Annotated in this window: 27 protein-coding genes; 2 read left to right on the top strand and 25 right to left on the bottom strand. The window is 49.2% G+C overall.

The features are described from left to right. Nucleotides 1-15 precede the first annotated feature (15 nt). From A3849_RS12400 to A3849_RS12340, 13 genes are all read right to left on the bottom strand, one after another. A complete protein-coding gene (locus tag A3849_RS12400) occupies nt 16-1479 on the bottom strand; it encodes a circularly permuted type 2 ATP-grasp protein (protein WP_074111695.1) in 1464 nt (487 codons plus the stop codon). A 390-nt stretch (nt 1480-1869) separates the two neighbouring features. Continuing rightward, nucleotides 1870-2868, bottom strand: a complete 999-nt coding sequence (gene ftsY, locus A3849_RS12395; RefSeq protein WP_218619232.1) for a signal recognition particle-docking protein FtsY — start codon at nt 2866-2868, stop codon at nt 1870-1872. Nucleotides 2869-2947: 79 nt separating this feature from the next. Further along, nucleotides 2948-6517 (bottom strand): chromosome segregation protein SMC, encoded by a 3570-nt coding sequence (gene smc / locus A3849_RS12390; RefSeq protein WP_074111694.1) that lies wholly within the window; start codon nt 6515-6517, stop codon nt 2948-2950. Between the two features lie 290 nt (nt 6518-6807). Further along, on the bottom strand, nt 6808-7512 hold the full coding sequence (gene rnc, locus A3849_RS12385; RefSeq protein ID WP_074111693.1) for a ribonuclease III: 705 nt from the start codon (nt 7510-7512) through the stop codon (nt 6808-6810). A gap of 13 nt (nt 7513-7525) precedes the next feature. Then, a complete protein-coding gene (fabF, locus tag A3849_RS12380) occupies nt 7526-8764 on the bottom strand; it encodes a beta-ketoacyl-ACP synthase II (protein ID WP_074111692.1) in 1239 nt (412 codons plus the stop codon). Between the two features lie 199 nt (nt 8765-8963). After that, nucleotides 8964-9197 carry an acyl carrier protein gene (locus tag A3849_RS12375; protein ID WP_019911228.1) on the bottom strand — a complete coding sequence of 78 codons (234 nt, stop codon included), beginning with the start codon at nt 9195-9197 and terminating at the stop codon, nt 8964-8966. Between the two features lie 120 nt (nt 9198-9317). Continuing rightward, a complete protein-coding gene (gene fabG / locus A3849_RS12370; RefSeq protein ID WP_074111691.1) occupies nt 9318-10067 on the bottom strand; it encodes a 3-oxoacyl-[acyl-carrier-protein] reductase in 750 nt (249 codons plus the stop codon). Nucleotides 10068-10114: 47 nt separating this feature from the next. Continuing rightward, a complete protein-coding gene (gene fabD, locus A3849_RS12365; protein WP_074111690.1) occupies nt 10115-11038 on the bottom strand; it encodes an ACP S-malonyltransferase in 924 nt (307 codons plus the stop codon). Nucleotides 11039-11130: 92 nt separating this feature from the next. Beyond that, a complete protein-coding gene (locus A3849_RS12360; protein WP_143191797.1) occupies nt 11131-12120 on the bottom strand; it encodes a beta-ketoacyl-ACP synthase III in 990 nt (329 codons plus the stop codon). A gap of 8 nt (nt 12121-12128) precedes the next feature. Continuing rightward, nucleotides 12129-13118: a phosphate acyltransferase PlsX gene (plsX, locus tag A3849_RS12355; RefSeq protein ID WP_074111688.1), complete on the bottom strand. Its 990-nt coding sequence runs from the start codon at nt 13116-13118 to the stop codon at nt 12129-12131. Then, nucleotides 13102-13698: a transcription factor FapR gene (gene fapR, locus A3849_RS12350; RefSeq protein WP_074083564.1), complete on the bottom strand. Its 597-nt coding sequence runs from the start codon at nt 13696-13698 to the stop codon at nt 13102-13104. Before fapR ends, plsX begins: the two co-directional genes overlap by 17 nt. Before the next feature lie 343 nt (nt 13699-14041). After that, nucleotides 14042-14215, bottom strand: coding sequence for a 50S ribosomal protein L32 (gene rpmF / locus A3849_RS12345; RefSeq protein WP_019911234.1), 174 nt, complete (start codon nt 14213-14215; stop codon nt 14042-14044). Nucleotides 14216-14267: 52 nt separating this feature from the next. Beyond that, nucleotides 14268-14789, bottom strand: coding sequence for a YceD family protein (locus A3849_RS12340; RefSeq protein ID WP_074111687.1), 522 nt, complete (start codon nt 14787-14789; stop codon nt 14268-14270). 150 nt (nt 14790-14939) lie between these two features. Here A3849_RS12340 and A3849_RS12335 point away from each other — a divergent pair, with 150 nt between their 5' ends. Continuing rightward, a complete protein-coding gene (locus tag A3849_RS12335) occupies nt 14940-16178 on the top strand; it encodes a nucleotidyltransferase (RefSeq protein ID WP_074111686.1) in 1239 nt (412 codons plus the stop codon). Here A3849_RS12335 and A3849_RS12330 read toward each other — a convergent pair. Next, a complete protein-coding gene (locus A3849_RS12330; protein ID WP_074111685.1) occupies nt 16168-17205 on the bottom strand; it encodes a SepM family pheromone-processing serine protease in 1038 nt (345 codons plus the stop codon). The genes A3849_RS12335 and A3849_RS12330 overlap by 11 nt on opposite strands. Before the next feature lie 154 nt (nt 17206-17359). Between A3849_RS12330 and A3849_RS12325 the strand changes: the two genes are divergently transcribed. Beyond that, nucleotides 17360-18592, top strand: a complete 1233-nt coding sequence (locus A3849_RS12325) for a nucleoside recognition domain-containing protein (protein ID WP_074111684.1) — start codon at nt 17360-17362, stop codon at nt 18590-18592. Here the strand turns inward: A3849_RS12325 and coaD are convergent. The 11 genes from coaD to A3849_RS12265 form a co-directional block, all read right to left on the bottom strand. Then, entirely contained in the window at nt 18561-19082 is a 522-nt protein-coding gene (coaD, locus tag A3849_RS12320) for a pantetheine-phosphate adenylyltransferase (protein ID WP_083613474.1), read from the bottom strand. The genes A3849_RS12325 and coaD overlap by 32 nt on opposite strands. Next, nucleotides 19066-19674: a 16S rRNA (guanine(966)-N(2))-methyltransferase RsmD gene (rsmD, locus tag A3849_RS12315; RefSeq protein ID WP_074111682.1), complete on the bottom strand. Its 609-nt coding sequence runs from the start codon at nt 19672-19674 to the stop codon at nt 19066-19068. The genes coaD and rsmD overlap by 17 nt, the downstream gene beginning before the upstream one ends. Before the next feature lie 369 nt (nt 19675-20043). After that, nucleotides 20044-20430 carry a LytTR family transcriptional regulator DNA-binding domain-containing protein gene (locus tag A3849_RS12310; protein WP_074111681.1) on the bottom strand — a complete coding sequence of 129 codons (387 nt, stop codon included), beginning with the start codon at nt 20428-20430 and terminating at the stop codon, nt 20044-20046. 215 nt (nt 20431-20645) lie between these two features. Continuing rightward, nucleotides 20646-21269 (bottom strand): hypothetical protein, encoded by a 624-nt coding sequence (locus A3849_RS12305; protein ID WP_143191796.1) that lies wholly within the window; start codon nt 21267-21269, stop codon nt 20646-20648. 161 nt (nt 21270-21430) lie between these two features. Further along, nucleotides 21431-21895: a ferritin-like domain-containing protein gene (locus A3849_RS12300; protein ID WP_074111679.1), complete on the bottom strand. Its 465-nt coding sequence runs from the start codon at nt 21893-21895 to the stop codon at nt 21431-21433. A gap of 98 nt (nt 21896-21993) precedes the next feature. Beyond that, the gene (locus A3849_RS32055; RefSeq protein WP_083613473.1) at nt 21994-23712 is read right to left on the bottom strand and encodes an alpha/beta fold hydrolase; all 1719 of its coding nucleotides are present in this window, start codon (nt 23710-23712) and stop codon (nt 21994-21996) included. Between the two features lie 93 nt (nt 23713-23805). Further along, nucleotides 23806-24096, bottom strand: coding sequence for a hypothetical protein (locus A3849_RS12280; protein WP_074111678.1), 291 nt, complete (start codon nt 24094-24096; stop codon nt 23806-23808). Nucleotides 24097-24214: 118 nt separating this feature from the next. Next, nucleotides 24215-24352: a hypothetical protein gene (locus tag A3849_RS32845; protein ID WP_167374602.1), complete on the bottom strand. Its 138-nt coding sequence runs from the start codon at nt 24350-24352 to the stop codon at nt 24215-24217. Between the two features lie 127 nt (nt 24353-24479). Further along, the gene (locus A3849_RS12275; protein ID WP_074111677.1) at nt 24480-24902 is read right to left on the bottom strand and encodes a hypothetical protein; all 423 of its coding nucleotides are present in this window, start codon (nt 24900-24902) and stop codon (nt 24480-24482) included. Nucleotides 24903-24996: 94 nt separating this feature from the next. Beyond that, nucleotides 24997-25275 carry a holin gene (locus A3849_RS12270; RefSeq protein WP_074111728.1) on the bottom strand — a complete coding sequence of 93 codons (279 nt, stop codon included), beginning with the start codon at nt 25273-25275 and terminating at the stop codon, nt 24997-24999. A gap of 5 nt (nt 25276-25280) precedes the next feature. Continuing rightward, nucleotides 25281-26081 carry a glycoside hydrolase family 73 protein gene (locus A3849_RS12265; protein WP_074111676.1) on the bottom strand — a complete coding sequence of 267 codons (801 nt, stop codon included), beginning with the start codon at nt 26079-26081 and terminating at the stop codon, nt 25281-25283. Nucleotides 26082-26543: the final 462 nt, after the last annotated feature.

The following is a 26543-nucleotide window of genomic DNA, read 5'->3' as shown; positions in this document are numbered from 1 at the left end:
GTTCTGCTGTGAACACTAAGCCATAACCCAAGTATCCTTCACACCGCCCCCCTGTGATGAATTCACCACCAGCGAGCCTTCCTTCATGGCAACCCGCGTCAGACCACCCGGAATAACATGCGGTTTGCGGTCGGCACCCATGAGCACAAAAGCCCTCAAATCAATATGCCGGGGCGTCATGCTGCCACCCGAAAGCACTGGAGCTCTAGACAGTGACATAATCGGTTGGGCGATATACCGGGCCGGATCGGCAAGAATCTTGAGACGGAAATCGGCAAGCTCATCCTTGGTCGCTTCACTGCCAATCAGCATCCCGTATCCTCCGGACAAGGAGGTTTCCTTGACAACCATCTCATGCAGATTATCCAGCACATATTGGCGTTCCTGTGCACGGGACAGCAGATAAGTAGGCACATTTCCCAGGATTGGTTCTTCGTTCAGATAATACCGGATCATATCCGGTACGTATACATACATCGCTTTGTCATCAGCTACTCCGGTTCCCGGTGCATTAGCTATGGCAATATTCCCTGCCCGGTAGGCATTCATCAGCCCGGCAACTCCCAGGAGTGAATTCGGCTGAAACGCCAGCGGATCTATGAAATCATCGTCCAATCTGCGGTACAGGACGTCCACACGTCTGAGACCGTTCATTTCCTTCAAATATACCTTATGGTCCTGGGCAACCAAATCCCTGCCTTCCACCAGGTATATTCCCATTTGCTGGGCTAGAAAAGCATGCTCGTAGTAGGCTGAATTGTATTCGCCCGGAGTCAGCAGAGCAATGACCGGGTCCTTCGTCCGTGACGGTGAGAGACTGCGCAGCACGGATAGAAACCGGTTCAAACTGTGGTCGACATCGCGGATAGAGCTGGCAAAAGATAATTCAGGAAATAACTGATTCATGAGAGATCTGCCTTTAAAAAGGTAAGAAAATCCTGAGGGTGTCCGTAAATTGTCTTCAAGCACGTAATATTCACCATCATGATGACGGATCAGATCGATTCCCGAAGTAGTAATGTAAGCTCCGCCGGGTACCCGCATTCCGGACATCTCCGGCCGGAAGTAACAGTTCGAGATGATCATACGTCTCGGTACAATTCCGTCTTTGACAATGTATTGCTCATGATAGATGTCGTGAATGAACAGATTCAAAGCCGTAATACGCTGAACGATACCGGCTTCCAGCCTTTCCCACTCCAGTTTGGGGATAATCCGCGGAATCATATCAAAGGGAATTGTACGCTCCATGGGGTGATCCTGTGCAGGATTGTACAGTGTAAAAGTAATTCCCTCTTCCATCATCCGACGCTGCATGAGATTCTGTTTACCCTGCAGCTCTTCGGGGCTCATCCCGGAAAACATGCGGTTCACATGTTTGTAATGCGGCCGGACGCTTCGTTCATCGGCATACATTTCATCATAAAAATGTTGCAGCGGATACGGAGACAGCCCGGGCAGAGGATCAAGTTTGGACATGAGCCCGACTCCTTTCGGATTAATATAATGTGTAATGTTTGTTAACAAACCGACCTTATTTTTGAAGTGAAAAGATGAAAATATTGAAATATACCTTAATAATACGTAAATGCCAATGTTCATGTCAATATATATAACAGCAAAATGGAGTTTATAACCCATCCTGGAAATTGTGGAATCGCTTCCTTTCTCAAGGGAGTGCTGAATAGGGGAATGCGTTTGAGGATTACATAGAATTGTATGCGGGAGAGTTGACAAGCAGTACTATTATGAATTTTTCATATGTTGAATTTTTATAGTTATAACCACAAAAAAAGAGCAGCTGTTGCTCCTATTAAAAGCACAGCCGCTCATGGCGCCAAGTCTCGTATTATTTTATAAGGTACCGGTTTATTCCTGCTCTTCGTCCGGTTCCTCTTCAGCAATCATTCCGGCAAAGAGGGCGTGTACGAATTGGGTAGAATCAAATGGCTGCAAGTCCTCCATCTTCTCTCCCAGTCCCACAAGCTTAACAGGCAAGTTCATTTCTTGGCGGATAGCGACAACAATCCCGCCTTTGGCTGTTCCGTCCAGCTTGGTAAGCACCAGGCCGGTTACACCGCTCTTTTCTCCAAAAAGCTTGGCCTGCGTTAATGCATTCTGTCCGGTAGTAGCGTCCAGAACCATCAGCACCTCATGCGGGGCGCTCGGAATCTCCCGCTGGATGACACGGAAGATTTTATTGAGCTCTTCCATGAGGTTGCTTTTGTTCTGCAGTCTGCCTGCTGTGTCGCAGATCAGTATATCCACGTTCCGCTGCTTGGCAGCTTGAACAGCATCAAACATGACCGCCGCCGGGTCTGAACCCGCCTGCTGCTTAATGACATCCACACCGGCGCGCTGTCCCCAAACTTCAAGCTGTTCTATTGCACCCGCACGGAAGGTATCGCCAGCCGCAAGCAGAACCTTTTTACCTTCCTGCTTATAACGGTGTGCGAGCTTTCCAATAGTAGTCGTCTTGCCGACTCCGTTTACGCCGACGAACAGAATGACAGTAATCCCGTCAGGGTTCTCTTTCAGACTGTTGTCATCATCTCCGCGCAGCAGTTCCATCAGCTTCCGGGACAAAATCGGCTGCAGTTCGGAAGCATCCTCAATGCGCTTCTGCTTCACTTCCGCTCTTAACTCCTCAACCAGCGTCATCACCGTATTGACTCCGACATCAGCACCAATCAGAATTTCTTCCAATTCCTCATAGAACTCTTCATCGATCTTTTTGCGGCGGATGATGAGGTCAGATACCTTCTCCACGAACCCTTTACGGGTTTTCTCGAGACCGTCGCGGAACTGTTTCGTTACACTCTCCGTTTTGCCGGAGATGCTTTCTTTTAATTTTCGAAAAAAGCTCATATGGTTCCTCCTAAAAGTTTGTATAGCCTTACTTCCTGCATTTACTTCGTACAAACTCATATCGGAAGCATCTGCCTGCCTAAGCGATCTCCGCTTCTTCATCCTCCAGCTTCACCGAAACCAGTTTGGATACGCCGCCCTCTTCCATCGTAACCCCATAGAGTACATCTGCTTCTTCCATGGTTCCTTTACGGTGGGTGACGACAATAAACTGTGTCTGCTCCGAGAATTCACGCAGATACTGGGCAAAGCGTACCACATTGGCTTCATCCAGTGCAGCTTCGACCTCATCCAGTACGCAGAACGGAACCGGTTTGACTTGAAGGATGGCGAACAGCAGTGCCATGGCGGTCAGTGCCCGTTCTCCTCCGGATAGCAGCTGCAGATTTTGCAGTTTTTTACCTGGAGGCTGGGCCACGATATCAATGCCTGTATCCAGCATATGTTCTGGGTCCAGCAGCATAAGATCTGCTCTGCCTCCGCCGAACAGCTTCGAGAATACGGTGCCAAATTCACGGCGGATGGCATCGAAGGTCTGTTTGAAACGTTTGGACATCTCTTCTTCCATCTCATGAATAACGTGGTACAGCGTAGTCTTGGCTTCCACCAGATCATCCTTTTGACCGCTGAGGAAGGTATAGCGCTCATGTACACGCTGATATTCCTCAATCGCTCCGAGGTTGACCTCTCCCAGTGCAGAAATGCTGCGTTTGAGACGCTGAACCTCCAGCTGGGCAGCAGGCACATCCTCTGGTACTGGATAACGCTGCTTGGCCAGTTCATAGCTCAGCTCGTAATCATCACTCAGCTTGCGCAGGATATTATCCAGTTCAACATCCAAACGTCCTACAGCAACCTCAGTTGACCTCAGCTTATCATCGACTGCCTTCAAGGCCTGACGCTGATCCTTAGTTTCACCTTCCGCAAGCTCCAGCTTCCGTGTCAAGGCCGCACGGTCTGCCCGGGCCAGATCCAGCTTGCCCGCAGTCTCTTCTTTTTTCAGGCGGAAATTGTTCAGGTCTTCCTTCTGTTTCACAGCTTCTCTTGTGTTTTCTTCCAGATCCTGCTCAATCGTGATCAGCAGGCTGCGGCTGTGGCGCAATTCTTTATCCTGTGATCCCGCATCCTGTCTCATGCGCCGCAGCTGCTCTTCCAGAGAGAAAATCTCCTGGTCCAGCTTGCCCTCCGTTACCTTCATTCCGGTCAGCTTGCTTTGCAGCTCTTCTTTTGCCGATTCATTTGCCTTGCGTGCCGATTCCGCATTACGGATCGCCTCATGGGCCTCTTTCTCTTCCTTCTCCAGCCGTTCAAGCTCCGAAACCGCATGCTTGCGGCTTTCATCCAGTGCCTTCACTTCGCTCTCAAAACCGCTGCGTTCGGCACCCGCTCCATCGACCTGCTCCTGCACATGGCGAAGCTCCTGCTCAAGCTGTTTCAAATCACCGGAGACACGCTGCTCCTCAAGACGTTTCTCATCACCACCGTGACGAAGCTCTTCCAGCTTCTGTGAAGCTGTTTCCTGCTCCTCCCGCAACCGGCTGATACCCTGCTTCAGCTTGGCAATTTGCCGCTCACTCTCTTCAATCTCGCTGAAGAGCTGATCAAGCTGGCGTTTGCGGCTTAGCAGACTGTTATTCTTCTTATGCTGACTGCCCCCGGTCATGGAACCACCCGCGTTGACAACATCGCCTTCCAAGGTCACCACCCGGTAGCGGTATTGGCACTTGGCAGCGATACGGTTGGCCTGCTCCAGGCTCTCGGCGATAACCACATTACCCAGCAAGCTTCCGACTATACTGGCGTATTTATCCTCGAATCCCACCAGCTCGGAGCCGATTCCGACAAAACCTTCCGCTCCTTCAACCATTGCGCGGTCACTTCCGCCAATCTGCCGTGGACGGATAACATCCAGCGGCAGAAAAGTCGCACGTCCCAACTGACGCTGCTTCAGAAAAGCAATGGCTTGCCGGGATACGGCTTCGTTATCCATAACCACATGCTGGAGTGAAGCACCCAGTGCGGTTTCCACTGCCATCTCCAGCTTCTCGGGAACGGAGATCAGCTCCGCGACAGCGCCATGCACACCGCTAAGCTGCCCTTTGCGTGCACCCTTAAGCACTTCTTTTACCCCAAGCATGAATCCGTCAAAATCATCCTGCATTTCCTTCATGGTCTCATGTCGGGATACCTGGGCTTCGCGTTTCTGCTCCCATTTACGGAGTCCGCCTTGCGTCTCTTCCAGCAGCTTCTGGCGTTTGCTGGTCTGTTCGCTTTCGGTGATATAAGCATTACGGAGCGCACCAATTTCGTTACCAAGGCCGGCAATTCTATCCTTCAGCCCACTCTGGGCGGTAATCAATTCCTCCAGCTTCGCAGTCCATTTACCACTCTCTTCCTGGCTGCGGCTCATTCTGCGCTCCAGGCTTTCTTTTTGCTGATCCGCATAACGGATTTCATTCCGGGCCTGGGCCATTAGATTCATCAGTTCCAGCAGAGCGCTCTTCAGCTTCTCTTCTTTGCTCTGGCTAATACCTCCGGCAACACCCTCCAACCTGGACTCCTCGTCTTGCAGCTGCTTACGCAGCTCCTCGAGCGACAACCGGGATTGCTGAAGCTTATGCTCCAGCTCTGCAAGCTCCCGCTGACGGTCGGCTGAGCGTTCGCCAACAGAACCAAGCGTAGTCATCAGCTGTTCCCGGTTGCTCTCCAAGTTCCGTCTACGCTCTTTTAGCAGCTCACCGTAGCCTTCGCTTTTCTCATTCGATTCGCTATATCGCAGCAGCTGTTCCTGCAGCTTCTCCACTTCGTCTTCCAATGTCCGCAGCTCAGCACGTCCACTTTCGAGCTTAGCGTCATGCGCTGATACAACTGTAGACAGCTGGAGCTGTTCGTTACGGAGCACTTCCAGCCGGTCATTGCCTTCCTTCCACGCCGTATGTATCCCTTCAATCTGGTGAACATACACAGCAATCTCCAATTGTTTGAGCTGCTCCCGAAGTTCCTTGTAACGGATCGCCTTCTCAGACTGGTCCTTCAGCGGTCCCACCTGATCTTCCAGCTCACTGATGAGATCATGAATGCGCAGCAGATTCTGCTCTGTTTCATCAAGCTTGCGTCCTGCATCTTTTTTACGTGATTTATATTTTACAATTCCAGAGGCTTCTTCAAATATACCGCGGCGATCCTCGGAACGGGTACTGAGAATTTCTTCAATCCGGCCTTGTCCAATAATTGAATAAGCCTCGCGACCGATGCCGGTATCCATAAAAAGTTCTGTGATATCCTTTAGCCGGCATGCCTGTTTATTAATTAAGTATTCGCTGTCCCCGCTGCGGTGTACACGGCGTGTTACAGTCACCTCACTGAAATCAAGAGGCAATGCATGATCCTCATTATCCAGTGTCAGTGAGACTTCCCCGTAATTCACGGCTTTACGCGCATCACTTCCGGCAAAAATGATATCTTCCATCTTCCCGCCGCGCAGTGATTTGGCGCTTTGTTCACCCAGCACCCAGCGGATGCCGTCGGAAATATTACTTTTGCCGCTGCCGTTCGGGCCGACTACAGCTGTAATTCCGCGAACAAATTCCATTTCCGTTTTGTCGGCAAATGATTTAAAGCCAGCTAATTCAATCCGTTTCAAAAACATACCCTGTTATTCACCTCTGCCCCATTATACCATAGCGTTTCACCGCCTAAAATAGCTCTTCATTATGAGCTGTTCACAGGCTATATCTCTAATTTGTAAGGCCTTCATATTCAAAGCATTCCAGTTTCTTTCTCGAAAAAGAGCAGCAAAAGTCTGACCTCCGCCTGTACGCCGGCATTCAGACCATTGCTGCTCTCCTCCGCTGGACTCCCACTATGTGGGGCAGTCCTGAAGTCAATTAATAAGTTCAAGGATTTCCAAAAAGCAAAACCTTACCATTCAGCCAGGAACTAAGCGCCATCTTCCTTCAACTGCAATAGTGCCGCAGCTGCTGCCTGCTGCTCCGCTTCTTTCTTGGAGCGTCCACTGCCTCTCCCAAGGGACCGGCCAGCCATATAGACCTCAGAGACGAATTCCCGTTCATGTGCCGGTCCGCGTTCTTCTATAATCCGGTATTCCAGCGTACCCATTCCGTGATGCTGAATCAGCTCCTGAAGCTCCGTCTTGAAATCGCTCATCTGCATTTGCAGCTTACCATCCGTCTCCACTAACGGAAATACGTGATTATCCAGAAACCGCCGTGCTGTTTCCAGCCCTTGGTCCAGATAAAGCGCTCCCACGAAGGATTCGAACACATCAGCCAACAAGGCCGGGCGGGTTCTGCCGCCCGTAAGTTCTTCCCCTTTACCCAGCAATACATAGCGTCCAAAGCCCAGACTCTCTGCGAATCTGACCAAGGAGGGCTCACATACAATTGCAGCCCGCAGCTTGGTTAACTCACCTTCAGGTCTGTCCGGAAGCAGATTGTACAGATATTCAGACACCGTAAGCTCCAGTACTGCATCGCCCAGAAATTCAAGACGCTCGTTGTCATGGTGCTGGTTAAAACGGTGTTCATTCACATAGGATGCATGGGTAAAGGCCTGCTTCAGAAGTACAGCATCGTGAAATTGGATTTGAAGTTGGCTCTGTAACTGCTTCAGGTCTCCTTTCACTGCACTGTCTCCCTTACTGATTATATTTTTTGAGAATTATCGTCGCGTTATGTCCACCGAAACCGAAAGAATTCGACATAACGATGTTCAGGTCCGCTTTGCGCGGAACATTCGGAACATAATCCAAATCGCATTCCGGGTCGGGGTTGTCCAAATTAATAGTAGGTGCAATCACACCTTTTTGCAGAGACAATCCACAAATTATGGCTTCCACACCGCCGGCAGCACCAAGCAAGTGGCCTGTCATGGATTTGGTGGAACTAATCGCGACCTTATATGCATGCTCACCGAGAGCCATTTTCACAGCGGTTGTTTCCGACTTATCACCTACAGGTGTAGAGGTTCCATGAGCATTGATATAATCAATCTCTTCAGGAGCAATTCCGGCATCCCGGATCGCCATCTTGATGCAACGGGCAGCACCATCCGGATCAGGCTCTGTCATATGGTGGGCATCTGCGCTGAGACCATATCCAATGACCTCGGCATAAATCTTGGCACCGCGTTTCTCGGCATGCTCGAGTGATTCGAGAATCAAAATCCCGGCTCCCTCACCCATAACAAACCCGTCGCGGTCGATATCAAACGGGCGGCTGGCTTTTTCAGGCTCATCGTTGCGTGTCGACATCGCTCTCATCGCACAAAAACCTGCCATGCCCGTTGGACGAATGGTGGCTTCCGAACCGCCACAGATCATCGCATCCGCATCTCCGCGCTGGATCAGTCGGAAAGACTCTCCAATGGAATGGCTACCTGTTGCACAGGCTGTAACTGTTGTAGTATTCGGGCCCTTGGCACCTAAACTAATCGACAGTTGACCAGATCCCATGTTGGCAATCATCATTGGAATGAAGAACGGGCTAACCCGTTTGGGGCCTTTTTCCAAGAGAAGATTATGATTGTCTTCCCAAGTGCCGAGTCCGCCAATACCGGAACCCACAGACACGCCGATCCGTTCCGCATCAATATCCTCACCGATCACAAGTCCGCTGTCCTTGAGCGCGTCTTCACCTGCTGCGACTGCAAACTGGACAAAACGGTCCATCTTGCGTGCTTCCTTACGCCCAAAGCGCGCCTCTGGATCAAAGTCTTTAATAGATGCCGCTATTCTGGTCGTGTATTCACTGACATCAAAAGCGTCTACCGTCGAAACTCCGGATTTGCCGCTCATCAAATGATCCCAGAACGTGTCCAAATCCGTACCCAGCGACGTCATCACGCCCATACCTGTAACAACCACTCTATGACTCAAACGCAATCACCCCATCTGTAGGCTGTATCTTCTTGTTATAAAAAACTATATAAACTTCAATCGCCGCAGGGTCATTCCATGCGCGGTCCAGTTATTTTCCCCGTAAAGGTGCTTATGGCATCCTTTGGTATTGCATAAATGCTCTAAAATGAGGAGAAGTCCCGCCCTCTGTAGGAACGGGACTCTCAATCATATGACTCTAGGTATGAGATTGTATGTACTTCACAACTTCACCCACGGTCGTAATCTTCTCTGCATCTTCATCAGAGATTTCCATGTCGAATTCATCTTCCAATTCCATAACCAATTCTACTACATCAAGAGAATCAGCACCTAAATCATCTTTGAAAGACGCTTCTAATGTTACCTCAGCTTCATCGGCACCTAAGCGGTCGATGACAATGCGTTTTACACGCTCCAATACATCGGACATCCGGTTCACCTCCTCTTTTGGTATTATACGAGATATGAAGTCAAAATACCATAGAGCTCAAAAAACGCTTTCCGGCCGCCCCAATTCTCATCCACTGTAGACTTTACAGCTTAGTTGGCCTTACATGTACATTCCGCCATCCACATGAAGTGTCTGGCCTGTCATGTAGGCCGCCCCTTCCGAGGCCAGAAATACAACCGTCATGGCAATGTCCTCCGGCCGCCCAAGACGCGCAAGGGGAATCCCCTTCTCGTACTCGCTGCGGACTTCATCGGACAACTGGTGCGTCATTTCGGTATCAATAAAGCCCGGGGCAATGCAGTTCACAGTGATGCCCCGTGAGGACAACTCGCGTGCCGCTGACTTGGTCATTCCAATAATACCTGCTTTGGCTGCTGAGTAGTTCAACTGCCCTGCATTCCCAATCACACCGATAACCGAAGAAATATTGATAATTCTGCCGTAACGTTGCTTCATCATCGGGCGAGTAGCTGATTTCAGACAGTTGAACACGCCTTTCAGATTCGTCTCGATCACCTGGTCAAACTCTTCTTCCTTCATACGCATGATCAGATTATCCCGGGTGATACCGGCATTATTGACCAGAATATCAATCTTGCCCCAGGTGTTAATAACCTCTTTCACCAAGGCATCCGCTTGCTGGCTGTTGCCGACATCGCCCTTCAGGGCAATCCCTTCTGAGCCAAGTTCGACGATACGAGCGACGGTCTCTTGAGCAGCCGCTTCATTACCGGAATAATTCACGGCTACTTTCACACCATACTCCGCAAGCGCAAGCGCAATACTCCGGCCAATGCCACGCGACCCGCCTGTGACGAGAGCCGTCTGGCCTTTTAATGCTGAGAACATGCCCTATTCCCCTTTCATCCATTCCACATCGTTTGACTATACCGGAATTACCAGCCTGTCTGTACACTTTCCAGACTATTGATATTAACAACCTTAACCGTCTTATCAATCTTGCGGATTAATCCTGCAAGCACATTGCCTGAACCAATCTCCACAAAGGTATCCACTCCAGCTGCAATTAGCCACTCTATACTATCCTGCCACAGCACAGGAGAAAACACCTGCCGAACCAAAAGTTCGCGGATCTCATCCGGTTCTGTGACCGCTGTCGCGTTCACATTGACAATCACCGGTACAGAAGGCGTGTTAAAGGTCACTTTTCCAAGTTCAACAGCCAGGCGTTCAGCAGCTTCCTTCATCAGGGAAGAATGAAACGGTCCGCTTACCTCAAGAGGAATGGCCCGTTTACCGCCGATCTCCTTGACTCGCTGCACCACTTCTTCAACGCCCGCCTTGGAACCGGAGACAACGATTTGACCGGGGCAGTTCACGTTGGCCAGCTCCACGACATGACCTGCATCCGATATCTGGCGGCAGAGTTCAGTTAAGGCTTCACGTTCCGCCCCAAGAACAGCTGCCATTGCCCCTTGTCCGCCGGGAACCGCTTCTTCCATGAAGCGTCCACGCAGACGCACCAGACTCACCGCATCCTCATAAGACAATACACCGGCAGCTACAAGGGCACTATACTCCCCAAGGCTGTGTCCTGCAACATAATCAGGATTCACCCCGTGTTCCCGCAGCGCCTCCAGGTAAGCTACACTAGTTGTAACAAGTGCGGGCTGTGTATTAACAGTCTGCTTCAGATCACTGTCCGGCCCCTCAAACACAAGCCGGCTGAGCGGAAATCCAAGCACTTCGTCGCCCTTTTCGAACACCGCACGGCTATGCGGAAGAGCATCATATACATCCTTACCCATCCCTACAGCCTGTGCACCCTGGCCAGGAAAAACAAACGCAATTTTACCCATCAGTCTGAACTCCTTCTCGTTGAACAGTGAGGCATCCAGCCTGCTCCGGCCGTTCTGCCGCCACTTCCTTCTATATTATAGGACCTGTGGCATTACCAGATCAGGACAGAAGCGCCCCATGTAAGACCTCCACCGAAACCTACCATCAGCACGGTGTCGCCTTCTTTCATTCGGCCTTCTTCCGCTGCCTCAACCAGTGCAAGCGGGATCGATGCTGCAGAAGTGTTTGCGTATTTATCGACATTGATTACGCATTTCTCCGGCGGCAGATCCAAACGCTGCATCGCAGATTGAATGATGCGGATATTCGCCTGATGCGGTACAAACAGATCGATATCTTCTTTGGAGATTCCTGCTTTGGTAAGCACTCGTTCCGTAGCTGAACCCATAATCCGTACTGCAAATTTGAAAACCTCACGGCCGTTCATGTAAATGAAATGTTTTTTATCTTCTACAGTTTGCTGTGAAGCCGGGAGCCGGGAGCCACCCGCTTCCATCTTCAGCAGACTTCCGCCGGAGCCCTCAGCACCGAGATCAAAAGACTGGAATCCTCTTCCTTCCGGCACTTCCCCGAGAATAACGGCTCCTGCACCATCACCGAAGAGAACACAGGTATTACGGTCCGTGTAATCTGTGATACGTGACAGGGTATCTGCACCGATAATAAGAGCATTGTTGTACATTCCGTTCTGGATAAATCCGGTTGCCGTAGCCAAGCTGTATACGAAGCCCGAACAAGCCGCCGACAAATCAAATGCCGCCGCGCCTTTTGCACCCAGCTTGTCCTGAAGGATGCAGGCTGTGGACGGAAATGCACTATCCGGCGTTACCGTAGCGATAATAATCAGATCGAGATCTTCTGCTTTCATTCCCGCTGAATCCAGTGCTCTGAGCGCTGCTTCGTATGCAAGATCCGAGGTCGCTTCATGCGGCGCGGCAATGTGCCGTTCCCGGATGCCCGTGCGGCTGACAATCCATTCATCGTTAGTTTCGACGATCTTCTCCAGATCACTGTTGGTTAATATTTTCTCAGGCACATATTTCCCTGTCCCAATTATTCCTACCGGACGCAATTGTTTCATGTCCTCACTCACTTCCCGCTGATTTCCTTGGATATACTGGATACCAAATCCGCTTGCAAAGCAATTCGTGCTTGTCTGACTGCATTCTTAACAGCATTTCCGTCAGAGGAGCCATGCCCTTTTACAACCAACCCGCTGAGACCGAGCAACGGTGCCCCGCCATGCTCTTTATAATCCATTTTCCCCTTAAGGCTTCTGAGTTCAGGCATCAGGATAGCCGCCCCCAGCTTTGTCTTCAGAGACTTACTGAACTGTTCCTTCAGCAGAGAGAACATCGCACCCGCTGTACCTTCCAGAGACTTCAATAGTATATTCCCTGCAAATCCGTCACATACGAGTACATCGCAGTTACCGGAGAGCACATCCCGTGCTTCTACATTGCCGACAAAATGAATCCCCTGCAGCGCTTCAAGCAGCGGGTAAGCTTCCTTCGTCAGCTCATTGCCTTTCCCAGGCTCAGTGCCTACATTCAGCAGACCCACGCGCGGTTTAGCAATGCCATGTACTTTGTTGCGGTAAATACTGCCCATTAGCGCATATTGCACCAGATGCTGGGGCTTGGCATCCATATTCGCACCCAGATCAAGTGCTAGAACACCGACATCATCCAGGGTTGGAATCATTGGCGCCAGGGCAGGGCGTTCAATCCCCTGCATTCTTCCCACCACCAGCAGCCCCGTTGTCATCAACGCTCCCGTATTCCCGGACGAGATCATGGCGTCGGCTTCACCTTCGCGAACCATACGGCCTGCAACGACCATGGACGAATCCTTTTTACGGCGGACCGCCTTTACCGGCTCTTCATCAGAACCAATGACGTCCGCTGCATGGCGTACAGTTACATTGGACGGCTTATTCTTCAACAGCGGCTCAAGTATGGCTTCATTGCCGACGAGCACAATCTGCGTGTCACTCCACTCTGCAGCTGCGGATAACGCACCTTCGACATTACATTCAGGAGCATTGTCCCCACCCATCGCATCAATGGCGATCAGCACTGCGGTTTCCCCCTTCGCTGTATTCTTCAATTGCGGACCGGTACACTATGAAATGGCCCTGAAAAACCAATTCTTCACCGACATAGGTAAATACGTCCACTTCCGCTTTGCCGTTTCGGCCTGCGAGTGAACGCACCTGCGCTTTGGCAATACATTTCTCATGTAGCCGGACCATTCGGACAAAACGAATATCTGCCGAAGCCGTCAGGGCTATCTCGTCATTGATAATGGCTACCGCCAATGAATTGGCTTGGGCAAATACATAGTGTCCACGTGCGATTCCGTTTCTGGAGAATACATGTTCCTCACGGATTTCAAAAATGGAAATCCCGCTCCGGTCCAGCTGCAGATCTACAATATCACCGACCACTTCATCTGCAGGCAAAGATCGCACCTGATCATAAGAGTGCTCTGCCATCTGCTTCATCCGCTCACGCAGCTCGGGAATCCCTAACTCCATCCGGTCCAGCCGGATCGTCTGTATGCTCACCTTGAGCTGCCGGGTCAGTTCCCGATCAGTCACAAAAGGGTTGCCGTCTATGATCTGCAGCAGCTTCTGCTGACGCTCTTTCTTGGACATCCGCTCTATGGCGGCTCACCTCCTGGCACATGCCAAGCGGAAACGGCTACAGCGCCCATGAAATGGACAGGCTCCGTTCCAGCAGGAAATATAAGGGTAATGGGTGACATAGCATAGAATCCTTATATTTTAAAAATAGCATCCGGCCTGGGATGGCCGCTATCATCATTGCTGTACATCTAAAGAATATATTTAGAACCAGGTACTAATATGTAGTATAAAGCATGCCGAAGCAAAAATAAAGCGTTGACTTCCAGACTTGTTTACGCAAGCCTATATAATCGTATGTTTTCAAAAAAAATAGCACCTCACCAACTGATGAAGTGCTACCTTTCGTTAGAGACTATTGTTTGATGATCTCTCTAGCTTTGTAAGTTCCGCAAACTTTGCATACGTGGTGAGCCAGTTTCAGCTCTCCGCATTGTTCACATTTCACCATGCCCGGCACAACCAGTTTGAAGTGGGTGCGGCGTTTGTCACGGCGTGTTTTGGACGTTCTCCGTTGAGGTACTGCCATTGTGTTACACCTCCTAATTCTGTTTTAACCCGTTATCACCCGGGATTTGTTCTTAGTCATCTTGCTTGGTAAAGAATCCTTTCAACGCAGCGAGTCTAGGATCGATCACTGTGTTGTCGCAACTGCAGGTGCCTTCGTTCAAATTTTGTCCGCATTTCTGACAAAGACCAAGACAGTCTGCCTTGCACAATACCGAATCCGGTAAGTGCAGTACGAAATTTTCCTCCACAAACGGGACAAGATCCACAATCTCATCCTCGACGTAAATGAGTTCCTCATCTTCATCTTGGGGAAGAAGCGGCTGCTTAAGCCATTTGAAAGTCTCAGCAAAAGGAATGTTCAATTCACTGTTAACCTCTGTAAGGCAACGTGCACATAACATGTCCACATTCCCATTCAATTTCCCCACCACATTCACACAATCGGTGTCTGCGGGCAGCGCTTTAAGGTCCACTGAAAGTGGTGCAACAGCAAGTATATCCTTTCGCCCTTTGACAAGCTCGGTTACATCCAGCGTTTCCTGAATGTGCAGAGGCTCGTCGGCATTAGCCAATTTGCGAAAGTGAATCTTCATATTCATCACTCCAAACAAACAAAATTTATTATACCTAGTATTACCTAACTTTGTCAACCATTTTCCCTTTATATTGTTTCAGCGGTCAGATCAAATTATGATATAACTAATCTAGAATCCTAATGATCAAGAATATGAGGTGAAATGATAGTGACTACAGTAGGCATTATTGCAGAGTACAACCCTTTACATAACGGACATGTCCACCACTTTGAAGAGGCCAAGCGGCTGTCCGGGGCAGATCACTCCATTGTGATCATGAGCGGGCCCTTCACCCAGCGCGGCGAACCGGCGGCGGTAAGCAAGCGTGCCCGTACGGAGATGGCGCTCCTTATGGGCGCCGACGTCGTGATCGAGCTGCCGGTGGCGTATGCCGTCCAGCCGGCAGAGTGGTTCGCCTTCGGAGCAGTATCTCTGCTGGAAGCGACCGGGGTCGTGGACAGCTTGTGCTTCGGCTCCGAAGCCGGCACTTTGAGCGTGCTGCAGCCGCTGGCCGAATTTCTGGCCACAGAAAGCAGCGCGCTTAAGAGCGAGATCCGCCGCCGCATGGCACTCGGAGCGAGCTTCCCCGCCGCATACAGCGCAGCAGCGGCATCCGTCTGGGAAGCTTCTCTCCCGGGAGAGGAGAGAAGTTTCGATGCGGCCGGGCTGTTGCGCCAGCCGAACAACAGCCTCGGCCTGCACTATCTGATCGCGCTGCGGCGACTTAGCAGCGCAATCAGGCCCCTCACTGTGCCGCGCACCGGCGCAGGCTTCCACGACCCGCTGCTGAGCGGGTCGGGAATCGCAAGTGCCACAGCAATACGCCAGGCGCTCTCAGAAGGCGGATCACCTGCATCTTACATGCCGGATTATAGCATGTCCATCCTTGAAAGAGAGCATGCGGCAGGCAGAGGCCCGTTGAATCTGGAAAGCTTCAGGATTCAGCTCCGCCACCTGCTCACCACTAGAACACAGGCAGAGCTGCAAATCCTTCAGGACATGAATGAAGGCCTGGAAAACCGGTTGCTGCGGATTTTGCCTACTCTTCAGAGCTTCACTGTATCCGCAGTACTGGAGGCACTGAAAAGCAAGCGTTATACACGCACCAGGCTGCAGCGTTTACTGATTCATTCCCTTCTGAACCACAGCAAGGAAGAAATGGCGCCGGCTATCCTCGCGAAGGGGCCCGGTTACATCCGGGTCCTCGGCTTCAGGGAAAGCGGACGCCCGTTGCTGAAGCAGATAAAGCACCGTGCCTCCTGGCCGGTTGTGACTAGTCCGGCGCAGTTCTCTCATCCAATGCTCGAAAGAGATCTGCAAGCAGCTGCCGCTTATGCAGGAGCATTCAGTAACCCCTTGCGAACAGATCTTTACAGCGACTATCTGGAGCCTCCGGTCAGGATTTGACCGGCAGCTCCTGCATATACTTCAGTGCATCGGCAAGGGTCGATACCGGTACAAGCTTCATGTCCGTGCCAATTTTATCAGCCTTCGCCTTGGCTTCCTCATAATTTTGAACAGGCACGAAAAAGATCTCCGCCCCTTTCCGGTCAGCTGCAACGATCTTATGTTTAACTCCGCCAATTGCCCCCACTTTTCCGTCCGGATCAATAGTGCCCGTACCCGCAACCCGATGGCCTTTGGTCAAATCCCCGGGAGTCAATTGGTTATATATCTCCATAGTAAACATCAAACCGGCCGAAGGCCCGCCTACATCTGTATCCACAAAGCTTACCTTTTTGCCTTCCATCTCAGGCTTTACCTTTTGTACCGCTCCGATCACTACCCCAAGACCCGGCTTCGCCACTCCAGTCTGCTGATTCTTGACTTCTACCAGCTTGATCGTTTCCTTTACTTCTTTACCTTCCCTCTGCAGCACAACAACTGCGGGATCACCAATCTTTCTGGTCGAAAGAAGCTTGGATAACGCATCCGGATCAGGAATAGTCTGCCCCTCTACACTGATGATTTTATCACCGGGCTTGAACTGTTCCTGGTTGCCCGTCACTGGTACTGAGAATACATACAGATAATCCACCACATCTTTATAAGGAATGTCCGCCGCATGATAAGCCGCCTGTACGGCATAGGACTGCGAACTGTTCATGTAATATACTTGCTCAGCCGCATACTCCTGTTCCGTCTTATCTCCCAGCCGGGTCTCCTTCAGCACAACCTCAGCATTAGAATTGAACACTGAGGCTACCAGAAGTGCAACATTCGCATAGCTCGCAGATACTGTGGTCATCATAAAAGTTCCCTTTTCATCCTTATCTGCATTCTGAACCTGAATCATTGGCGCTACCTCAGAGGCGCTGCCGGGTTGATAGACAATATAGGGCGTATTCATAAATACAGCAACATACAGAATCACCACAAATGTGAACAAGTAGGCTGTGGCACGGAATCCTACCCGGCGTTTCAGTTGCCTCACTGCTTTTCCCTTCTTTCCCTCAACACTGGACTATACACATCGAATGATCTTGTGAAGCGGCAGGTTGGACCGAGGCATGACGGTTGTCTTCTCTGCATAAATTGATAACAGTCTTTTTGCCTATGTCCTAAGCTATGAAGAGGTGATGCTCAAAATGAGTCCTATAAAAATACAACGAATAACCTCAGGTGCCGCTCCATTCGCCGGAGGGGCAGCTGCCATTCTGCTGGCTATTGCAATCGTATCTGCACCGGAGTCCTCTTTCGCGGCCTCTCTGCAAGGTCTTAAGTTATGGTGGACACTCGTCTTCCCGGCCCTGCTCCCTTTTCTGATCCTCTCGGAGATGCTTACAGCTTCCGGAGCAGTCCACGGCTTCGGTGTAATGCTTGAACCCCTGATGAAGCGAGTATTCCGGTTGCCTGGAGCCAGCGGATGGACACTTGCTCTGGGAATGACCGCAGGCTTCCCCGCCGGAGCAGGAGCAGTTATGCAGTTGCATAAGCAGGGCCGGATTACGGACAAGGAGGCAGGAAGGCTGGCCTCCCTGGCGCATTATGCCAGCCCGGTGACTGTGCTGATCGTTGTAGGCGCAGCTTTTCTGCACAGTCCCGCTTCCGGATACGCGCTACTGGCCATTCACTGGCTAGCCGGGTTATCCGCCGGCTGTACCTCTGCTCTGTTTGCCGGACGCTCTCAGCACCAATCAACCGCAATCCAGGAACAGGCACACCGTAAAAAAGCCTCTCTGCTGACACGCGTTTATCGCGCTGCTGCGGGCGCACGTGCACAGGATGGACGCAGCTTCGGAAGACTGCTTGGTGAATCGGTGGGTTCTTCCGTACAGAACCTGATGATCGTAGGCGGCTATATGATCATCTTCGCAGTTGTAATCCATATAGCGGCTTCAGCGCTCCCACAGCTTCCACAAGCACTGGTTTCAAGTCTGCTTGAAATACATCTGGGGTCTTATGCGCTTACTGCAGGAACAACAGCCCTTCCTGCCCTCAATTCTATGAACACGCTCACAGCTGCCTGGTTATCGGCAGCTCTGGCCTGGAGCGGTATCTGCGGACAACTCCAAGCGCTGACTCTGCTTAAACAAGCCGGCGTGCGTTATCTGTCTTATGCTGCCATTCGATTGCTGCACGGCGCATACGCATTTTTATTCACGCTTCTCCTGTGGAAACCGCTGCTTAATCTTCAGACGAATGTGCAGCCTGTAATAAATGCGACAGACGAACACCTGCCTGCTGTCACGCTAAGTCCTGTAACGGTCTGGCGCTCAATTCCACAGTTAGCGGCTTTGGAGGCACTGATCCTGCTCCTATTATTAACTCTGTCTGCAGCTGTTTATATTATGGCTTCATTCCGCCGTCCATCCGCTTAAATTTGAGATTCATGGCTTGCTCTACCTCAGGCGTCACAAAGTCGGAGACGTTCCCGCCGAAGTGTGCAATCTCCTTCACGACACTCGAGCTTAAGTAGGAATATTTGGGATTAGTCATCATGAAAATGGTTTCTGCATCGGGGTCCAGATTATGATTGATCGAGGCATTCTGCAGCTCATATTCAAAATCGGTAACCGTTCGGATGCCGCGGACGATCACCTGGGCATCCTTTTGCCGGACATAATTGACCAGCAGATCACGGAAGCTGTCTACTTCCACATTGGGAATGTCCCGGGTGGCCTGCCGGAGCAGATCGGTACGTTCTTCTACAGAAAACAACGGATTCTTGCTTAAGTTGTTAAGGACGGCAACAATCAGCCTGTCGAACTGTTTGGCTGCACGGTTAATAATATCCATATGCCCCATCGTTACCGGATCAAACGTTCCCGGATAAATGGCGACACGTTCTTTTCTAATCTGCAGACTCATTATTACCCTCCTTGCTGCTCTCCTGTACTTCTTGGGAGGCAGCCTCATACTTATAAATAGAGACTGTCGTCTCTCCATATACAGCTTGCCGTGTTCTATGGAATCCCGGAATATCCTCCGGATATTCATAGCCTGACTCATGTTCTAGTACAATCACCGCATCTTGGCGCAGCAGTCCCTTTTGAACCATAGCCAGCATCAGTTCATCCCCATGCTTCAGCCTGTATGGAGGGTCCAGGAAGACAAGATCGAACGAACGCCCCCGTTTCTCCAGCGCACTTAGCGCTCTGCCCGCTTCATTGCGGTATACCTCTGCATGCTCTTCCACCTTGGCCGCTTTCAGATTTGCGCGCACCGTATCAATGCTTTTCTGTTCCATATCCACAAAAACAGCCTGATCCATCCCCCTGCTCAAGGCTTCAATTCCGAGCCCGCCCGTTCCTGCGAATAAATCCAGCGCGGTACCTCCCTCAAAATAAGGGCCGATCATACTGAACATTGCTTCCTTGACCTTGTCAGTTGTAGGCCGCGTTCCGCTACCCGGAACACTTTTCAGGGGTCTGCCCTTTGCACTTCCCGATACAACTCTCACCACTATTCACCTGCTCTTATGTCTCTGTTAGTTATGCCGTTTAGGGCATAAGTCCAAGCCTATAGTACCACAATTGTCTATTGAAATAAAAAAATGTCTGCAGGTGTCTTATTGAGGCGGCTAATTTTTTCGGACTGCTCGTGTATAAAATTGGACATTCAGGGCCATCATGTAATTATCGGCATTGCAAGATGTCGTAGACAACCGCGGAGCAGGCTTACGTTTCCCCATAAGCTCTTCGTCCGGTTTCTCCTCTCCCATGAAAGGGCGCTCCGAAAGGGGCGCCCGATTTTTATATTCTAGCTCACTTCGATATTACAGTTTCCCCAAATAAAAAAACAAAAAAAAATCCGCCACAGAGGCAGCCTTTCATGTGAAAACAACTGTTGAATCCAGCTCTGTTATAACCAGAAGCACCTCTTTAAGGCCGCTTTTGGACATGGTGCTGTATTTTGAAGCTTTATTCCTCTCCGACTCGGGTTCGAAGTAGGCTACTTTCAGCAGCTTGTTGATTTCTACGATCCTCCGTATATTAATGCTATTGTTCCGGTCAGCGAGCAGAAAGCAATAGCCTGAGGCGTTGAGGACTTGAGTCCAATATTTTAAAGTCCCCGCTGTAAAATAAACGGAGTCCAACGTGTGCAGCAACAAAATCGCAGTGCGGCTGTCCGTCCCCAGGTAGATGATCTCATCAATTCTAACAGTTATAAGGCCCGTCTTCCCCTCAATATCTCTAGTTACACTTATGGTGTCCATGTTATGCCTCCAAGCTACTTGAGCAATTCTTCCGGTGTCTCACCTTTATATATGAAAAGGATACTGTCTGTAGTTACTATGAACATTGCTGTAAGAGCCAGCAAAGAAGCCATCCGGTAATTGATGCGGTGACATGCCTTTTTCAGGAAACCTTTCACTTCTGCTTCACCCCGCTTCATCCGGTAGGATAGAAAAAGCCAAGGAATTTCTGCCCGTTACTTCCCCCGCTCTTTCGAAACAGCATAATATAACAAGAATATGACTGTGACTGCAAAAAATGCTATGAGAATGAACAATTGCTCGTAGTAGACGATGACAGATAACAGTCCCAGAAATACAACTATCAGCACGATAATTAGAATGTCCTCGAATTTAAAGCGGAGCCGCTCAAAATCGAATTTAAACCCCCAACCAATCTTGTATAGCCAGATGGAGAGAACTACACTTATCAGTCCTGAGGAAAATTGCAAAAGATAACCATTGGACAGGCTGGCCTGGGCAGCATCGATGGAACCAAATAAAAGAAACGCTAAACCGGTTTGCAAAAAAGCATAGATTGCATATCCAAGAATTGTTGTGATCAATGACCATACCAGTGGGATCTTGACAACAACTGAAAAGAAAAAGATAAAAATCAACACCGTAATTAATGGTACTAAGTAAGCTAATGAGAGTTCATTTCTAAGTATGTAACTTTGCAAATTGATCAATAGACTTACGATTAAAGCTTCCCAGATAAAATCACCGGGCTTGAAACGGAAGAGCGCCATAACCAAATAATATACGCCTATCGTTTCTATAATCGAGAAAAACATAAATCCTGCCGGCTCCCAAGACAACTTTCAACACCGCCTGCTCTATTTTCATTCATTACATTAATTATATATCTGTTCCTGAGGATGCGTACACAATTTATTTATTTCCACATCCGTATTATGTCAGAATAAAAGTCTTTACACAGTAAAACAGCACCCTGTCAGGTGCTGTTTTGCTGTCTTGATTACTTATTTTTGGCGTACAGCCAATTGTAGTAGCTGGCATGCTTAATCTCATCCGTCATGATCTCGAAGATCCAGTCCCGGTACTGGGGATTGATATGCAAATAAAGCTTGCGATACTTTTCAAATGCTTTGAGTTCGCCGATCAGTGCCTTTTCAATACCTTCCAGATAACTGGCCGGCAATGGTTCTGTCCCTTCATCTGAAACCTTGGGGGCCATTCCGGTCAACTGTGTGTAAAGCGTCTTGAACATGCTCCGGTGCTTTCTCTCATCATCGCGGATGCCTGCAATAATCTCTTGTTCTTCCCTTGTAGGAGCCAATTTAATAAGGAAGTCATAAAAAAGCTCATCATTCCGTTCTCCTTGAATTGACTGCTGGATCAATTGGAGGACCATTTCGTCATTGCGGGACAGAAGCCGGTTGGATATCTGGAAATTAGGAGCAAAATACGGTTGATAATTCACGGTGGCACCGCCTTTTTCAAAATTAGGAACACTTAGTTACAGGATATTCACCTATAGCCTAAACGTTCCCCGGCGGCAGATTCATCGTCCTAGCCCAATTACAAATTCAAAATCCATTGCCCCATATCCGTGATGACCTGAGCATCTACCATTCCTGGTTTGTTATAACCCGCTGCGGTTCCCGCATCTTTCCCTTCATCATTCACGAAGAAATGATTAAGACCTGGGTACAGCTTAAAAGAAGCTGCAGGATTCCCTTTTAGAACATCCTTCCACTGCGGAAAGTCTTTGTCCGGATAGACCTGAAAATCATCGGCACCCTGTAGTACTAGCACCGGTTTGGTAAGGTTGCGAGCCAACTCGGCCGAAGGGTACATATCCATCTCTTTAAAATAATAAGCCGGAACACCAAATACACTAGGTGCTGCCTTAGATTGCTCTAAGGTCATAGCAGTGAGTCCTTTTCCTTTGGAGCGTTCGGTTTCGATTGCTGCAATGGTTTGTGCCTTACGCGGATCAGTGTCTGATAAATTTTGGATAGACGCCATATTCTGATCGTAAATAATCTCAAGTAAACTGCGCGGCGAACCCGCCAGCAGGATTAGTCCTGCAAAATTACCGCCGTCAGCATCAATTCTCGGGGCCAGCATACCTCCAAGGCTATGACCAACGAGATATACCTGTGCGGGATTCATTCTTTTGTCAGCCTTTAGCATCTTAGCTGCAGCAATTGCATCATCAACTGTTTCATCCTTAACACTAACGGTTGCAGCTGCAGCTCCCATAAACTGCTCCGGATAAGAATAATTCCGTTTATCGTAACGAAGCACTGCGATGCCTTGTTTGGCAAGTCCATAGGCTATATCCCGGAAAGGCTTATAAGCGAATACTGTTTCGTCACGGTCTGAAGCTCCTGAACCCTGAACAAGCACTACAGAAGCCAAAGGTTGTGTCGTATGATTGGGGAGCGTCAGCAACCCTTTAAGCGGATGTGATGATCCGGCATCAACAATCACCTCTTCCTCGGTTACTCCATCAGGAAGCTTAAGCTCCGGAGCTTTAGATGGTGTTGCTGCAGCAGCAGGGGCAAACCAAAGTCCCTTAATTTTTCCGGAGCTGTCTGTGGTTATCGTTATAGTCAAATTCCCTTTTGGAAAAATGGCTGTGCAGGTAATTGTCAGATCATGATTCACTTGATGGCTTGTTACTGAACCAATCTTTAGGTACTCGCCATAGGTATCGGTTATGCCTTGCCAAACTTCCTGAAGCTTGGTAACAGTAATGGCCTTTTGGCTTGACTCATTTAAAAACTGCCGCCATAACACCTCATGCTGATTCGAGGCCAGCAGTCCTGTTACTTTCTCAGCAAAAACCTGTGGAGTATGTACAGTAACTTGAGCCAAGGGTGAATCATATGAGACCACTAACCCCATAGCAGTCAGCAAGGATATCGGAGCATAAATAAGATTGCCTTGAAGCACGGCTTTTTCTTCAATCACAAACTTATCCTTCCCATTCAATATGGCTTCATTGGCACCAAGTTTCAGCGTAATCTGTTGGCCGTTACGGCTTAGTTGAAGAACTTTTTGTTTCTTTATGTAATGAACTTCCAGACTCAACGCTTCACCAACCTTACGGATAGGAACCAATACCGTATTACCTTTTGCAAACGGAGCCGCATTCACGGGAAACTTCAGTACTTCATTGTTTACACTAAATGTCATTTTAAGTGCTGCTCCATGTGCCGCCGGTGCCGACCAAGACCATACACCCACCAGCAGCACGCAAGCCAATATGAAAGATAATTTGTTTCTCATGTTATTATCTCCTTTCTGATATCACATCCTTTTCTAATACGAACTAGATGGTAAATGGTTACATTTACTTGTTGGAATTCACCTTCTATTTACTCACATCCTGCCGCTCTCCTTCAGGAAAATAAAATCTTTGCCACGCCGGGTCAATCTCACACCTTGTGTGTTGACGCCAAGCAGCCTGTTGCCGGACCTTGTGAAGATGATATTCTCTACCAGCCGGTCATCAAAAATCTCCTCTATTCTTTCATTAAAATCCTCCTCACCCAAATCCAGGGCCTCCTTCTCCAGAGGTACACCCGCTTCAATCAGTTTCAGTACGATATAAGTTCTTTCTTTCTCTTCCATATCTTCACCACTCTCATAAATAATAAATTTCACAATCAAAACTGTACCCTTCTTATTCTACACTACTCCTCTATATTTACACTGGCTTGTCCTTCACAACTAGTAAAAGAAGCGCGACCCGGCATTTCTGCCCGAAGATCGCGCCCATTTCCTGTACTTAGATGAAGCAAGCACTCAAAATAATAACCAGAAGGATGTAAAGCACCAGAATCGCACCTGTCGAAGTAAAAGGACTTACAACAGGGCCAACATTAGCGCCACCCACATTACCGCCATACCCACAATCTGCACCCATGAGATTACCTCCTCCAATTTGATCACTACACAACAGAATATGTCCCCGAACCCCGTACAGATTGGGCTAAACGGTTTATTTTTAGGCCGCTGCTTGTGAATTTTTCAAAAGGCGGGGTTTCCGATCATTAATCCGATACCAGAATTCCGTCAAAGCTCTCCGGTCCGACACGAATTGTACCTAGAAGATTGGAGGAGACAAATGCAGTATACGTAAGTTGAGGTGTAACCGGTGGTAAGAAATCAGCGGCAGAGAATGCAATTACCTGTGGTGCCAGGACACTTAAGCTAAAGGTGGAGGTCGCTGAGTATACTACCGGGTCTGTAGGCAATGTCCCTCGGACAATCGTTATCGTAATACCAACCAGAGCCAGTGGAAGCTGGACAGATACAGTTCCCTTTAGCAGTACCCGGGGATTCGTCGTAATTCCTTCAGTAATCAGGCCAATCTGACCGAATAATTGAGGCGTATTGATCACAAGAATCGGGATGGCAATGGAATTGGCAGTACTGGCATTCTGTGAAGTTCTTGCATCCAAATAAGTTCCCATATGAGCACCTCCTTTCCTACCTTATTGTATTTCGGAACGCTATCTATTGCTTGGTCTACTAGCCTGTGAGCAAGGCCTAAATGATAAGCTGGATTCATTCTTTAGTTGAACCGTCCCTCTTATTGAATGCAAGCTCGAAAAGTCCGGTTGCGGACAATCCGGCAAGTCCGCCTGCCCAAAGACGCAGAATCAGATTCATTTCGGTAAACGGGTAAGCTACAGCTCCGACAAACAGGCCAATCACGAGCCCTACGGCAGGAACCAGGTTTCGTGGCAGGTTCACGGTGGTCTTGACCAGTTGAACCAACGCGAGAACAAAAACAGCCAACACTGAAGCAAACGCAAGAACATTATTCAGCGCCTCGTTCACCATGTTCATCAACCCTCCTTCTTGGCTGTGAGGAGGCCTGCCCGGTATAATACGGTGAGCGTTCTGTAGAAGTCATAACTGCCTTGGGAAGGGGTATCCAATAGTCTCGCAGCCGTTGCGGCGCTGACGGCCAATTGTGCCCATTCCGGAACATTCATGGTTGAACGTCCTTCTATGGCTGCCAGCCGTTCAATCAGATCTTTAATGGTCTGACCCTGCTCCTGTACTCCTGTCTTTAGCATATCCCTGCTTGTTCCCAGTCCATTGACAAGCTGTTGAAGCTCCTGCAGCTGCACTTCCAGAGTGGCCAGCTTCTGTCTATCCTCTGCCGACATCTCATCATCCTCCATCTCATCATATTGAAACAGATTATTGGCATTCATAATTTGAATTAGCTTCGAAGCGTAACCGGGATCCGTGGCATAACCTGCCGCAGCGATCTCTTTTGCAGCGTCGGCTCCCCCTACACCAATCACCTTGCTATACAGATTCCGGTTCCACGAAACACCGTCCAGAATCAGTGCAGAGTGATCCGCAACCGATTCTCCCCAGTTATTATAGGCACGAAAAGCTGCAGACACCTGCACAGCTTTCCCGTTCTGATATTCTGTTGTCTGTATCGTGATGCTTCCGGCTGGACCCCTGCCTTTGATCCCGAACAGATTGTTGGCCCTGACCGTCAATCCACTACTTCCCCAGCCGGATTCGAGCGCTGCCTGTGCGATCGTCAAGGAGGCTGCGATACGGCTTCGGCGCATATCAGCGATAGTAAAGGGGGCAATGGCAGCAATAAATTCCTTCTCGGTCATCTCATCACATCCTTTCTCTATATAAAATGCGCTTTAAGATAATCTGCTTGTGCTGCTCCCTATGGATGTTTTGTTTTTAATAGATTTGAATGCAAAAAAACGCCGGAGCATCAGCTCCCGCGTTTTTTTGCAGCACCCTGTAATATAGAAGTAAGAATAGGACTGGTAATATTAAACATATAGTTCTTGTGAATTTCATATTTTTACAGTAATATAGTAATAATTAACTACTAAGGAGGGTCTATTATCCTATGCCTTCATATTATTTCAAAGAATTTTGGACACCTCTAAGCTGGGTTGGGGTTAAACTTTTTCGAGACGACGAAGGATTTCTATGGATTAAGTGGTGGTCCAAACCGCGTAAAAGATTACGCTGACCTAACTTATCCGCCAGTTCAAGCTTATCGCTGGAAGAAGCAACCCTTTCCTCATACCCGATTCAATAGTTCTTTTGACCCATTT

Origin of the sequence: Paenibacillus sp. P46E, assembly GCF_001909095.1 — a bacterium.
In the GTDB taxonomy this organism is placed as follows: domain Bacteria; phylum Bacillota; class Bacilli; order Paenibacillales; family Paenibacillaceae; genus Paenibacillus_AQ; species Paenibacillus_AQ helianthi.
The sequence above is the reverse complement of the archived record's forward strand: the minus strand, read 5'-3'. Positions and strand labels throughout refer to the sequence as shown.

Coding starts and splice junctions, on each gene's coding strand:
- A3849_RS12400 (WP_074111695.1), bottom strand. CDS start 1,479: ATGTCCAAACTTGATCCTCTGCCCGGGCTGTCTCCGTATCCGCTGCAA.
- ftsY (WP_218619232.1), bottom strand. CDS start 2,868: ATGAGCTTTTTTCGAAAATTAAAAGAAAGCATCTCCGGCAAAACGGAG.
- smc (WP_074111694.1), bottom strand. CDS start 6,517: ATGTTTTTGAAACGGATTGAATTAGCTGGCTTTAAATCATTTGCCGAC.
- A3849_RS12375 (WP_019911228.1), bottom strand. CDS start 9,197: ATGTCCGATGTATTGGAGCGTGTAAAACGCATTGTCATCGACCGCTTA.
- fabG (WP_074111691.1), bottom strand. CDS start 10,067: ATGTTCTCAGCATTAAAAGGCCAGACGGCTCTCGTCACAGGCGGGTCG.
- fabD (WP_074111690.1), bottom strand. CDS start 11,038: ATGGGTAAAATTGCGTTTGTTTTTCCTGGCCAGGGTGCACAGGCTGTA.
- A3849_RS12360 (WP_143191797.1), bottom strand. CDS start 12,120: ATGAAACAATTGCGTCCGGTAGGAATAATTGGGACAGGGAAATATGTG.
- fapR (WP_074083564.1), bottom strand. CDS start 13,698: ATGTCCAAGAAAGAGCGTCAGCAGAAGCTGCTGCAGATCATAGACGGC.
- rpmF (WP_019911234.1), bottom strand. CDS start 14,215: ATGGCAGTACCTCAACGGAGAACGTCCAAAACACGCCGTGACAAACGC.
- A3849_RS12340 (WP_074111687.1), bottom strand. CDS start 14,789: ATGAAGATTCACTTTCGCAAATTGGCTAATGCCGACGAGCCTCTGCAC.
- A3849_RS12325 (WP_074111684.1), top strand. CDS start 17,360: ATGAGTCCTATAAAAATACAACGAATAACCTCAGGTGCCGCTCCATTC.
- coaD (WP_083613474.1), bottom strand. CDS start 19,082: ATGAGTCTGCAGATTAGAAAAGAACGTGTCGCCATTTATCCGGGAACG.
- A3849_RS12310 (WP_074111681.1), bottom strand. CDS start 20,430: ATGGACACCATAAGTGTAACTAGAGATATTGAGGGGAAGACGGGCCTT.
- A3849_RS32055 (WP_083613473.1), bottom strand. CDS start 23,712: ATGAGAAACAAATTATCTTTCATATTGGCTTGCGTGCTGCTGGTGGGT.
- A3849_RS32845 (WP_167374602.1), bottom strand. CDS start 24,352: ATGGGTGCAGATTGTGGGTATGGCGGTAATGTGGGTGGCGCTAATGTT.
- A3849_RS12275 (WP_074111677.1), bottom strand. CDS start 24,902: ATGGGAACTTATTTGGATGCAAGAACTTCACAGAATGCCAGTACTGCC.
- A3849_RS12270 (WP_074111728.1), bottom strand. CDS start 25,275: ATGGTGAACGAGGCGCTGAATAATGTTCTTGCGTTTGCTTCAGTGTTG.
- A3849_RS12265 (WP_074111676.1), bottom strand. CDS start 26,081: ATGACCGAGAAGGAATTTATTGCTGCCATTGCCCCCTTTACTATCGCT.